Genomic DNA, 12033 nt, shown 5'->3' on the forward strand with positions numbered 1-12033 from the left:
CTACACACTCTCCCGTCGCGGCTCACTCATGTGGGGATGTCGGTCCCTACCCGCGCCGCCTGGACAGCGACTAACGTCCACACCATGATTCGGGTGTTTCTCGTGGACGATCACGAGGTGGTACGGCGGGGCGTGGCCGCGCTGCTGGACGCGGAAGACGACATCGAGGTCATCGGCGAGGCCGGCACCGCCGAGGCCGCCATGGCGCGCATCCCCGCGCTGAAGCCCGACGTGGCGGTGCTCGACGTGCGCCTGCCCGACGGCACCGGGGTGGACGTCTGCCGCGACGTCCGCTCGAAGATGCCCGGCCTGGCCTGCCTGATGCTGACGTCCTTCACCGACGACGAGGCGCTGTTCGACGCGGTCATGGCGGGGGCCTCCGGATACGTGCTCAAGCAGATCCACGGCTCCGACCTGGTGGGGGCGGTGCGCACCGTGGCCGCCGGCCAGTCGCTGCTCGACCCGCAGACCACGGCGGCGATGCTGAACCGGCTGCGCGAGCAGGCCGGCCGCAAGGACCCGCTGGCCGCGCTGACCGACCAGGAGCGGCAGATTCTCGAACTGATCGGCGAGGGGCTGACCAACCGGCAGATCGGCGAGCGGCTCTTCCTGGCCGAGAAGACCGTCAAGAACTACGTGTCCAACCTGCTCGGCAAGCTCAGCATGCAGCGCCGCACCCAGGCGGCGGCCCTGGCCGCACGACTCAAGGCCGATCGACGGCAATCAAGGGACCTTCGTCCCTGAATTTCCGGGACCGGGGGCGCGCAGGCTTGTCTGCATGAAGCTCGATTCGGCCGGCCTGGAGATCCTCACCGGACAGGAGTGCCTGGACCTGCTCGCGTCCACGCCCCTCGGGAGGATCGTGTTCACCGATCGCGCGCTGCCCGCCGTCCAGCCGGTGAACTTCTGCCTTTCCCGCGGGGACGTCGTCATCCGTACGGGGATCGGCTCGAAGCTCGCCGCCGCCGCCCGCGACGCCGTCGTGGCGTTCGAGGCCGACGAGTTCGACGCGTCCCTGCAGACGGGATGGTCGGTGACCGCCGTCGGGCACGCCCGCGCGGTGTCCGAGCCCGCGGAGATCGCCCGGCTGTCGTGCCTCCCGCTGGTCCCGTGGGCGCCGGGCAGCCACGACCACTTCATCGTCATGACTCCCGAGCAGATCTCCGGCCGCCGCATCCGGACCGGCGTGCCCGCGCAGCCGAGGCGTCCGTAGGGTCCTGTCCGGCCGTCGGGGATTATGGTCGGGTGCGCGCCCGACCCGTCTCCCCGTCACTGCTGGTGGAGGAGCTCGCCGACCGTGTCGCCGCCGCGCCCCGCGACTCCTGGGTGCGGGTCGCCGTCGACGGGGCGCCCCCGGCCGAGCCGGGACGGCTGGCCGGCGATCTCGTGGCGGCCCTACGCCTGCGCGGGCGTGAGGTGTTGCGGGCCCCCGCCGCCGGGTTCCTGCGGCCCGCCTCGCTGCGGCTGGAGTTCGGCAGGACCGACCCCGACACTCTCTACGACGAGTGGCTGGACGTGGGCGGCCTGGTCCGTGAGGTCCTCGGGCCGCTGGAGCCCGGCCGTACGGGCCGGGTGCTGCCCTCGTTGTGGGACAGCGCCAGGGACCGGGCGACCCGGGCCTCCTACGTGACGCTGCGGCCCGGCGGGGTCGTGCTGGTGGACGGGGCGCTGCTGCTCGGGCGCGGCCTGCCGTTCGACCTGACGGTGCACCTGGCGCTCTCGGCGGCGGCGCTGGCCCGTCGCACGCCGCCGGAGGAGCGGTGGACGCTGCCCGCCTACGACCGGTACGAACGCGAAGTGGACCCGGCACGGGCCGCCGACGTCGCCGTACGCGTCGAGGACCCGCGCCACCCCGCTCTGATCGCGCTCTGACCGGCGGGAGCCCGTACGGCCTGGTGCCGCTCCTGGTCAGGCGGCGAAGCCTCCGTCCACACTGATGGCTGATCCGGTGATGTAACGGCCGCCCTCGCCGGCGAGATGCGCGACGGTGGAAGCGACGTCGTCGGCGGTGCCGTAGCGACCCAGCGCCGTCAAGCCGCTGAACATGGGGGCCTGCGGGCCGTCGGCCGGATTCGCATGGGTGTCGATCGGACCGGGATGGATGACGGTGGCGGTGATGCCACGCGGGCCGAGATCACGGGCCAGGCCCTTGGTGAGGCCGGTCAGCGCGGACTTGCTCATCGCGAACAAGGTCATCCCCGGCCCCGGGACGTGCTCGGTCACGCAGGTGCCGACGTTGACGATGCGGCCGCCCGGGTTCATGTGGCGCGCCGCCGCCTGGCAGGCCAGGAACACCGCCCGCACGTTGACCGCCAGCACGTGATCCACCTCCTGCGGCGTCACCTGTCCCAGATCGCCGCTGGCGAACGCGGCCGCGTTGTTGACGAGGATGTCGATCCGGCCCAGCTCCCCCATGGTCTGCTCGACCACCGCGGCGGCCGCGTGCGCGTCGGCGAGGTCCGCCTTGATCACCAGTGCCCGGCCGCCGTCGGCCTCGATCCGCCGGCCCACCGCCTGCGCCCCGTCGGCGGCGTTGACGTAGGTGACCGCCACGGCCGCCCCGTCCGCGGCCAGCCGCCGGGCGATCGCCGCCCCGATGCCCCGGCCGCCCCCTGTCACCAGCGCCACCTTGCCCGAGAGCTCTCCCATTGCCGCCTCATTTCTTTGTTGATCGACAAAGAAATATCTACCAGGGTGCGTCCGGGCCGGTCAAGAGATATATTGGTCATTCGACAAAGAAAGGCGGTGGGCATGGCCGGACGGGGCAGGCCGCGCGGCTTCGACCGGGACACGGCGTTGCGCCAGGCCATGGTGACGTTCTGGGAGCGGGGTTACGAGGGCACCTCGATGACCGACCTCACGACGGCGATGGGCATCGCCTCGGCCAGCGTCTACGCCTGCTTCGGTTCGAAGGAGGAGCTGTTCCGGGAGGCCGTCGAGCTGTACGGAGCGATGGAGGGCGACAAGGCGCTGCGCTGCCTGGAGACCTCGCTGACCGCGCGGGAAGGCATCATCGGGGCGCTCCAGGTCAACGCCGACAGGTTCGCCGACCCGGCCACGCCGCCGGGCTGCATGGTGGCTTTGTCAGCGTTGACCGGCACGACCGACAACCCCGAGTTGCGCGACTTCCTCGCCGGACGGCGTGCGCTCGTGCAGCAGTCCTTCCGGGAGCGACTGGAACGAGGGATCGGCGAGGGCGACGTGCAGGACGGCACGGACGTCGACGCCGTCGCCGGCTTCTACGCCACCGTCCTGCAGGGCATGGCCATCCAGTCCCGCGACGGAGCCACCAGGGCGCGGCTGGAGGCCGTCATCGCCTGCGCCGCGGCGGCGTGGGACTCGCTGGCCCGCGGGCCGGAGCGGCCCGCGCTCCGGTAGCCGCCCGGACGACTCCGGCAGCCGTCCGGGGACGGCTCACAGGCCGTACTCCTCCAGCAGCCGCAGCCACACCTCGCTGACCGTGGGGAAGGCGGGCACGGCGTGCCAGAGGTCGTCGAGGGTCACCCCCGCCGTGACCGCGATCGTCGCGGCGTGCAGAAGCTCGGCGGCGCCGGGGGCCACGAAGGTCACCCCGAGCAGCACCCGGCGTCGTTCGTCCACGACCGCCTTGGCCCGGCCCTCGTAGCCGTCGCCGAGCAGGTAGCCGCCCGACACCCGGCCCATGTCGTACTCCACGACGCGTATCGCCGCGCCGTCCGCCCGCGCCTGCGACTCCGTCTTGCCGACCGCGCAGACCTGGGGATCGGTGAAGATCACCTGAGGGGCGCCGAGCCCGTCCGCGCGGTCGCGCATGGACGGCAGGTCGTCAGCCGTGCCCTTGGCGCGTGCGACGATGACGTCCCCGCACAACCGGCCCTGGTACTTGCCCATGTGCGTGAGCGCGTTGAGGCCGTTCACGTCCCCGACCGCGTAGAGCCAGCCCTCGGCGACCCCGGTCGCGCGCATGCTCCCGTCGACCCGTACGGGGCCGGACTCCTCAAGGCCCACCGTGGGCAGGCCGATGCCGCCGGTCGCGGGACGCCGGCCGGTGGCCACCAGGATCTCGTCGGCCACGATCGTCCGCCCGCTCGCGAGGCGTACCGTCACCTCGCCGCCCGGAACCGGCCGCTCGACCGCGGCGGCCTCCTCGCCCGTGAGGACCTGGATGCCCTGACGCTCCAGCGACTTGGCCACCATCTCCCCGGCGAACGGCTCCATCCGCTCGAGGACGCCGCCGCCGCGCACGAGGATGGTCGTCTCCGCCGCGCCGAGCCCGTGCATGGCCTGCGCCATCTCGCACGCCACCACCCCGCCGCCGATGATCAGCAGCCGGCGGGGTACGGCGCGGGCCCCGGTGGCCTCCCTGTTCGTCCATGGGGCGGCCTCGGCCAGCCCCGGCGTCCGGGGGATCACGGCCCGGCTGCCGGTCGCCAGCACCACGGCGTGCCGGGCGGTCAGCGTCTCCGTGCCGCCGTCCACGGTGTCCACCTCGACCTCGCGGGGCCCGGTGAGCCGGCCGGTGCCGCGCACCAGGACGGCGCCGACCGAGTCCAGCCAGCCGACCTGGCCGCTGTCGTCGAGGTTGGAGACCATGTAGTCGCGCCAGTCGAGCACGGCCTTGGTGTCGATGGGGCCGATGTCCAGGCCGGGCACCCGGCTCACCTCGCCCGCCAGGTCGACCGGGCGGAGCAGGGCCTTGCTGGGGATGCACGCCCAGTAGGAGCACTCCCCGCCCACCAGCTCCTTCTCGACGACCGCGACGGTCATCCCGGCGTCCGCCACCCGCCCCGCCACGTTCTCCCCGGCGGGACCGGCACCGATCACGACCACATCGAATTCCCTCGGCATGATCCCCTCCAGCTCGTGCGGCCCGTCACCCGGGCGGGCGCGCGGCCGCCGTCCCAGCCTGCCACGCCCCCCGGATGCCGCTGCGACGAGCCTGGGGCTCCAGCACCGGCGGTCAGGCCCGGGCGATCAGACCCCGAGATTCAGGCCGATCGGCCCCAGGAGCAGCCCCAGACCGATGTCCAGCCGGATCGGAAGGGTGACGCAGTCCGCCACGGGCGTGACGAGCGTCGTGCCGGGGTCCGGCGTGGACAGGACCACGGGGGCCGGGGCAGTCGCGGTCACAGTGACCGTCGGCGTGGGGGTGGCCGACGGGCTGGCCTGCACCGTGGGCGTGACGCTCGGGTACGTCCCGAGGACCGTGCCCGCCTCGTCATCCTGCTTGGCGTCCTGGCTCTGCTGCGGAGTGGCCGTCGTCTCCGAGAAGGAGTCCTGATCGCTCGACGGCACCGCCTTGCTGTCCGAGTTCTGCCAGTTGTACGGCAACGAGCGCGAATCCGTCTCCGCCTTCTGGAACGGCGTGAGGACGAGGGTGAAGTCCCGCAGCAGGAACTGGTGCTGGCGCTGATGCTGACGGTCGTGCTGGTGCTGCCTGCCCCGCTTCCCGGCGTGCCGGCGCCCGTGGCCGGAGTAATAGCGATGGAGAGCGGGGTCGTCGGAGCGGACGGCGATCCCGGCGGCCCCGGCGGTCTGGGCGGCCGCGGCAGCTTGGGTGGAAGCGGCCGCGACAGAGGCACCCAGGGTGACCGCGCCGCCGGTCAGTGCCGCGCCGACCACCAGGACCCTGACGATATCGGTACACGTACGCATTTTTCATTTCCCCCTTGAACAGACCACTAGCCATCAATTCCGACATTTCACTACAATGGTTGAGATGTGGAATTCGGGCATCGTTGGCGAATCATCCCTGCCGGTGTCGTGTTTTCCGCCCGCCCGGGAGCACAAACGGCGATCGGCTCCTTTTTCCCTACACCAATCGCTTTATTGACGACGTTGAACGGCTAGCACGCCATTTGCCGCATTCATCGTTTTTGGCAACCACGCGATCCGCAAGACCGTGCCTCGCTCACGACTCAGCGGCGTCCGGCGCCAACCGTTCTGGCATGATTTGCCGCTCTGCGGCGTGAGGCAGAATGCCGGCACATGAGGGATAGACCGGCGATGACGCGGGCACTCCGGGCGCACCGGCCGGAAGATCCTCCCGAGCCGATGGGAGCCGCCGGCCGAACTGGCTGCGGGTGTCCCGCCCGGCTGTGAGCCGGGCGGGACGCGATGTCCGGCCGGAGCGGCCGACGGCCCACCGAGCCGGATCACTGCCCGGTGGCGCCGTCGGCCATGTGTCCCCCGCTCAGCCTTCCCTCTGTCAGCCGATGACCAGCCCGAGGTCGAGCAGGAGGCTGAGCAGGTGGCGCTTGGCGCACGGGTGGGTGACGTACCACGGGACAGTCGGCGTCACGGGGACCAGGGTCACCGTGGGCGCCGGGATCAGGGTCACCGTGGGCGCCGGGATCAGGGTCACCGTGGGCGCCGGGATCAGGGTCGCGGTCGGGGTCGGGATCGGCGGCGGAGCGATGGTCAGGGTGGGGCTCGCGGTCGGAGTGACGGTCGGGATCGCTGCGCAGCCCCCGAGCTGCAGCGACACGTTGACGTCCAATGTCACCCCGCTCGTCGGGCACGCGACGGCGACCTCGTTCGCCGGCATCGACCGGCTCTGGCCCGCCGTGGCGGCCATCGCCGCCGGCCCCGCGACGAGGGCGCCGCCGGCGACGGCGGCGCTGATCGCGAGGACCTTGACGAAATTGGTGCGCATGGACATCTCATTTCCCCTAGAAAGACTTGAGCCGAGAAGGCCCGATATGTGCGGTGATTAGGAGATATGCGGGACACGTTCCGTGTCGCGATTCATCTCCCCAGCGCCATGCTGTCCGTGGAGCCGCACTCACAAACAGCACACGACACCTCTTTCCCTCCTTCTATCATTTGCTGACATCGCCAGACGGATTAAATACGCTTTATCCGGAAAGACGCGCAGCGGTCGACGGCATCGGACTTCCGCGGACATGAGGAGTGCCACCCGGCGCCGAAACGCGGAGAATCGGGACGTTGACGGAAACGCTCGGCGCGGGAGATGTAGGCCACGGGAAGCTCGGCACGGGAGCGTTCGGCGCGAGAGGGGGCCGCGCGGGAGGGGTGAAGGAAGGCCCTGGCCGGGTACCGCTCACACCATGACCTCTGGACAGGATCCGCTGGCCGGGCTCGATCCCTTCGAGATCCTCGACATCGAGACCGGGCGGCTCGACCGCTTCTTCTCCACCCTGGACGAGGCCGGCTGGGAGCGGCCGTCCCGGTGCGAGGGATGGACGGTGCGTGACGTGCTCGCCCATCTCGCCGGTGAGGAGCTCTACAACCACGCCTGTCTCGACGGCGACATCGAGGGGTTCTTCGAGCTGCTCGAACGCGAGGGCGTACGCGGGGGTTTCGACGAGTTCAACGAGTGGTCCGTGCGCAAGCACCGGGGCCGGCCGGTGGAGCAGGTGCTGGACGACTGGCGCGCCAAGAACGCCGAGACCCGCCGCAGGATGCGCGAGCTAGGGCGTGACGGCACGCTGCAGACGTCGGCCGGGCCCTACTCCGCGGGCCTCCAGGCCTTTCACTACGACTCCGAGTACGCCACGCACGCCGACGACGTCGGGGCTCCCGTGGCCGAGGAGGACACGCGCGGACGCCTCGGGTGGAGGGTCGCCGTCGGGATGTTCGTCCTGGAGGAGCAGGGGGCGAAGGCCCGCGCCGAGAGGGCGGACGGGGATGTCCGGGTGCGGGTGGACGGCCTGACCGTCGAGATGCCGGCCGCCGACTTCGTCCAGGCCACCGTGGGGAGGCTGCCGGCTTCCTCGCCGCTCGACCCCCGGGTCAGGAGCGCCCTGCGCTGCCTCGCCTGACGCCGATCAGCCGGGAACGCGGCACGAGGCCCGGGCCCCGGCGGCCGAAGGGCCGGCCCGGGGCCCGGGGCACCCGGGTAATAAGACCCGGATGCCGCCCGCGCGCGGCGTACGCCGTACCGGCGGGTCCTGCGCCGTCCGGACGGTGTCCCGGACGGCTGAAGGTGCGGGCGGCCGCCAGGGCCGGGACGCGACCGCGACCCTCAGCCCGGGCGTACGCGCCGCACCGGCGCCCCAGAGGCGCCCCAGTGGGCCACCCGCCGCACCCGTGCCGCGCACGAGCCGGCAGGACGCCCACAGGTGCCGTACGAGCCGGCATGCCCTCCACCCGGTCCGTCGTCGGCCCGGACCAGGCACCCCTGAAGCGGGCCGTCGCCGTGATCCGGGCGACCTGTCAGAGCGTCGCGACATCGGCGCCGGGCGGCCGCCGGCCTGTCCCGGCTGCCCGGCGGCCCGCCCGATCCGTCCGGCCCCTCCCGAGACCGGACGGACGCCGGGCGGACGCGTGCCGGCACGCGCCGTGGCGGGCGTACTCGTGTATGCACCACGCGGTGAAACCCGCGCTGATAAACGCCTCATTCGCAATCCCCGTATCGATACGGCCCTCAAAGGCCGATTTGCCGGGGGGAATCCAGACGTGTCGCTCATCCAATCGTGCAGGCGATTGGCGGCGGCACGTCAACCATGCACCGGGATCCGCCCCAATCGCAATCAGGCGCGCCAGCAGGCGCCGTTCCACCCCTGACAAGCGGTTTCGCCGGAATGGCGGCTACCCTGCCGGCGGCTCGCGCCCGTCCGCGGCCTGTCCCGCCGGCACGGCTCCCTCGAACGGCCGTACGGGCAGCGTGATGATCATTGTGAGCCCGCCGCCCGGCGTCTCCTCGGGCGCCAGCGAGCCCCCCATCGCCTCCGCGAGCCCCCGCGACAGCGCGAGCCCGAGACCGACGCCGGTGTGGTCGCCGGAGTCGCCGAGGCGCCGGAACGGCAGGAACACCTGCTCGTGCGCATCGGCCGGGATGCCGGGGCCCCGGTCGACGACGCGGATCTCGGCGCGGTCGCCGAGGCGGCCGGCGGTGACCAGAGCGGGCACGCCGGGAGGGCTGTACCGCACGGCGTTGGAGACGACGTTCACCAGGATCCGCTCAAGCAGGGCGGGGTCGGCCTCCACGTCGGGGAGACCGGCCGGGATGTCCACGGTGACGGCGCCGCCGGCGTCCGCGAGGACGTCGAGATCGTCCAGCGCCCGGGGAACGATCTCCTCGATCGCGACCGGCTGGAGCGAGAGCCCGAGCACTCCGGCCTGGAGCCTGCTCATGTCGAGCAGGTTCGCGACGAGCCTGCCCAGCCTGGCCAGCGACTCCTCGGCCGTGGCGAGCAGCTCGGCCCGCTCCTCCCGCGACCAGGCGACGTCGCCGCTCCGCAGGCTCTCCACGGCGGCCCTCGCCGAGGCCAGCGGGTTGCGGAGGTCATGGCTGACCGCCGCCAGCAGGGCCGTACGCATCTTGTCCGCCTCCTCCAGCGGCCGCACCTGCTCGGCCCGCTCCTCCAGCCGCCGCTGCCTCAGGGCGACGGCGACCTCGGCGGCGAACGCCTCCAGCACCCGGCGGTCGGAGGCGTCCAGCAACCTGCCTCGCAGGGCGAGCACCCGCCCCTCCGCGACCGGCAGCTCCGTGTCGGCCGTCCCCGGGCACGTGCAGGGCGGCCCTCCGCTCGTCGCGACGATCCGCCACGCCCCCGGATCGGAGGCGTCGCGGGGGACCGGCCCGGTGTCCGGCCGCCGTTCGAGCAGGGTCACCGAGGTCAGGGAGAAGATCTCGCGCAGCCGCGACAGCAGCGAGGGCACGGCGGCCCCGCCCCGCAGCACGTGCCCCGCGAGCATGGACATGATCTCGGCGTCGGCGCTCGCCCGCGCCGCCTCCCTGGCGCGCCGGGCCGCGCGGTCGACGATCGCGCTCACCGCCCCCGCGACGAGTACGAAGACCAGCAGGGCCAGCACGTTCTCCGGCCTGTCGACCGCCCAGGCGTGCACGGGCGGGGTGAAGAACCAGGTGAGCAGCAGGAACCCGCCGACGGCGGCCGTCAGCGCCGGCCACATGCCGCCCACGAGCGCCACCCCGACGACGGCCGCGAGGAACAGCAGGATCGGGCTCGTCAGCGCGAGCGTCCCCCGCAGGGGGACCAGGGCAGCCGCCAGCGCGGGAACTCCCAGAACGGCCATGACCCATCCGGCGATCCGCCGCCCCCGCGTCAGCGCTGCACGCGACGGCGGGGATCCACGGCCCTTGGTGACGCGCTCGTGGGTGACGAGATGGACGTCGATGGGCCCCGACAGCGCCGTCGCCGTCACACCCACTCCCCGGGTGAGCAGCTGTGCCAGGCGGCCACGGCGGGAGGCCCCCAGCACGAGCTGGGTGGCGTTGACGCCGCGGGCGAAGTCGAGCAGCGCCTGGGAAACGTCGTCGCCGACGACCTGATGGTAGGTGCCGCCCATGCTCTCCACCAGCGCCCGCTGGCCGGTGAGGGTCACCGGGTCGGCGCCGGCGAGCCCGTCCGCCCGGGTGACGTGGACGGCGAGCAGGTCGGCGCCCTTGGTCCTGGCCGCGATGCGTACGGCCCGGCGGATCAGCGTGTCGCCCTCCGGGCCGCCGGACAGGGCGACCACGACCCGCTCGCGGGTCTCCCAGGTCCCGGCGATGCCGTGCTCGGCCCGATAGCGGTCGAGCTGCTCGTCCACCTTGTCGGCCACCCACAGCAGCGCCAGCTCCCGCAGCGCGGTGAGATTGCCGACGCGGAAGTAGTTCGACAGCGCCGCGTCCACCTTCTCCGGCGGGTAGACGTTGCCGTGCGCCATCCGGCGCCGCAGCGCCTCCGGCGACATGTCGACCAGCTCGATCTGGTCGGCCCGCCGTACGACCTCGTCGGGCACGGTCTCCCTCTGCGGCACGCCGGTGATCTCCCGCACCACGTCGTTGACCGACTCCAGGTGCTGGACGTTCACCGTGGAGATCACATCGATCCCGGCGTCCAGCAGCTCCTCGATGTCCTCCCAGCGCTTGGCGTGGCGCGAGCCCGGCGCGTTGGTGTGCGCCATCTCGTCCACGAGCACGGTCTTCGGCCGCCGGGCGAGCACGGCCGCGACGTCGAGCTCGCCGAACGCCGAGCCCCGGTAGTGGATCATGCGGCGCGGAACCGTCTCCAGGCCGGCGAGCAGCTCCTCCGTCAGAGGGCGGCCGTGCGTCTCGACGAAGCCCACGACCACGTCGCGCCCGCGCCGCACCGCCCGGCGGCCCTCGCAGAGCATCGCGAACGTCTTGCCGACGCCCGGCGCGGCCCCCAGGTAGATCCGCAGCCGCCCGTGTGTCATCTACCCGCTCCCGGCCGAGGACCGTGCCGGGATCCAGCACGTCGCCATGTACTCCACCGTACGGCGGGCGGCGCGTGACCACCCGGCACGGGTCAGGGGAGCCAGCTGACGCGGCCGCGCAGCAGGCCGTAACCCACGAATGCCACCACGTCGATGATCGTGTGGGCGACGACCAGCGGCATCGCCCGGCCCCAGCGCTGGTAGAGGCGCCCGAAGACCACACCCATCGCCACGTTGCCGACGAAGCCGCCGAAGCCCTGGTAGAGGTGGTAGGAGCCGCGCAGCAGGGCCGACACGGCCACCGACCGCCAGGGCGACCACCCGAGCTGCCCCAGCCGGTGCAGCAGGTAGCCGGCGACCAGCACCTCCTCCAGCACGCCGTTCTGGGCGGCCTCCACCACCAGGACGGGCACCCGCCACCACACGGCGGGCAGGTCGTCGGGGACGACGTTGAGGTTGATCCCCGACTGGTAGGCCACGAGGTAGAACGCCAGGCCGGTGCCGCCGATCAGCGCGGCGAGCGCCACGCCCCGCCCCAGGTCCCGGCCGGGCTCGCGCAGATCCACGCCGATCGTGCGCGTCGACTCCCCGGACCGGGCGAGCAGGTACGCGACCAGCCCGACCGGGGCGACGTTCACGGCGATCCCGGCCAGGTGGAGCGACAGGTCCAGCCAGGGACGGCCGGGAGCCATCGAGCCGACGAGCACGGCATGCTGCCCGCTGAGCGCCTTGGGGGCGGTCAGCGCGCCGATCAGCTGGATGAGCGACATCAGCGCGCTGGCGCCCAGGGAGACCGCGAACACCGCGACCAGCTCGGGCCCGATGAGCCGGGGGGTCAGGCCCCTGAGGTCACGGAGTGCGGCGTCGTCGTCCATGCCCCGCAGGGTAGCGGCCCCCCGCCACGCC

General features: G+C 72.6%; 11 protein-coding genes. 5 read left to right on the forward strand and 6 right to left on the reverse strand.

What is annotated here, in order from left to right:
• Positions 1-84 precede the first annotated feature (84 nt).
• From AB0B72_RS24055 to AB0B72_RS24065, 3 genes are read left to right on the forward strand one after another with little or no spacing between them, the layout of a single operon-like run.
• Positions 85-744, forward strand: coding sequence for a response regulator (locus AB0B72_RS24055; RefSeq protein WP_367741165.1), 660 nt, complete (start codon positions 85-87; stop codon positions 742-744).
• A 34-nt stretch (positions 745-778) separates the two neighbouring features.
• On the forward strand, positions 779-1213 hold the full coding sequence (locus AB0B72_RS24060) for a pyridoxamine 5'-phosphate oxidase family protein (RefSeq protein WP_367741166.1): 435 nt from the start codon (positions 779-781) through the stop codon (positions 1211-1213).
• Positions 1214-1245: 32 nt separating this feature from the next.
• A complete protein-coding gene (locus AB0B72_RS24065) occupies positions 1246-1872 on the forward strand; it encodes a uridine kinase (protein ID WP_367741167.1) in 627 nt (208 codons plus the stop codon).
• Positions 1873-1908: 36 nt separating this feature from the next.
• Here AB0B72_RS24065 and AB0B72_RS24070 read toward each other — a convergent pair whose 3' ends face one another.
• A complete protein-coding gene (locus AB0B72_RS24070) occupies positions 1909-2649 on the reverse strand; it encodes an SDR family oxidoreductase (RefSeq protein ID WP_367741168.1) in 741 nt (246 codons plus the stop codon).
• A 102-nt stretch (positions 2650-2751) separates the two neighbouring features.
• On the opposite strand from AB0B72_RS24070, the gene AB0B72_RS24075 reads away from it, so the two are divergent.
• The gene (locus tag AB0B72_RS24075; protein ID WP_367741169.1) at positions 2752-3378 is read left to right on the forward strand and encodes a TetR/AcrR family transcriptional regulator; all 627 of its coding nucleotides are present in this window, start codon (positions 2752-2754) and stop codon (positions 3376-3378) included.
• Between the two features lie 36 nt (positions 3379-3414).
• Here AB0B72_RS24075 and AB0B72_RS24080 read toward each other — a convergent pair whose 3' ends face one another.
• The 3 genes from AB0B72_RS24080 to AB0B72_RS24090 form a co-directional block, all read right to left on the reverse strand.
• Complete coding sequence (locus AB0B72_RS24080) at positions 3415-4827, reverse strand: NAD(P)/FAD-dependent oxidoreductase (RefSeq protein ID WP_367741170.1); 1413 nt, start codon at positions 4825-4827, stop codon at positions 3415-3417.
• Positions 4828-4953: 126 nt separating this feature from the next.
• Positions 4954-5634, reverse strand: a complete 681-nt coding sequence (locus AB0B72_RS24085) for a hypothetical protein (protein ID WP_367741171.1) — start codon at positions 5632-5634, stop codon at positions 4954-4956.
• A gap of 553 nt (positions 5635-6187) precedes the next feature.
• Positions 6188-6634, reverse strand: a complete 447-nt coding sequence (locus AB0B72_RS24090) for a hypothetical protein (protein WP_367741172.1) — start codon at positions 6632-6634, stop codon at positions 6188-6190.
• A gap of 415 nt (positions 6635-7049) precedes the next feature.
• Here AB0B72_RS24090 and AB0B72_RS24095 point away from each other — a divergent pair, with 415 nt between their 5' ends.
• Positions 7050-7763 (forward strand): maleylpyruvate isomerase family mycothiol-dependent enzyme, encoded by a 714-nt coding sequence (locus AB0B72_RS24095; protein WP_367741173.1) that lies wholly within the window; start codon positions 7050-7052, stop codon positions 7761-7763.
• Between the two features lie 769 nt (positions 7764-8532).
• On the opposite strand, the gene AB0B72_RS24100 is transcribed toward AB0B72_RS24095, so the two are convergent.
• Both AB0B72_RS24100 and AB0B72_RS24105 read right to left on the reverse strand, forming a co-directional pair.
• Positions 8533-11127 carry a DUF4118 domain-containing protein gene (locus AB0B72_RS24100; protein ID WP_367741174.1) on the reverse strand — a complete coding sequence of 865 codons (2595 nt, stop codon included), beginning with the start codon at positions 11125-11127 and terminating at the stop codon, positions 8533-8535.
• Positions 11128-11219: 92 nt separating this feature from the next.
• Entirely contained in the window at positions 11220-12002 is a 783-nt protein-coding gene (locus AB0B72_RS24105) for a CPBP family intramembrane glutamic endopeptidase (RefSeq protein WP_367741175.1), read from the reverse strand.
• Between the last annotated feature and the right edge of the window lie 31 nt (positions 12003-12033).

The organism is Microbispora sp. NPDC049125 (genome assembly GCF_040802045.1).
Classification (GTDB): domain Bacteria; phylum Actinomycetota; class Actinomycetes; order Streptosporangiales; family Streptosporangiaceae; genus Microbispora.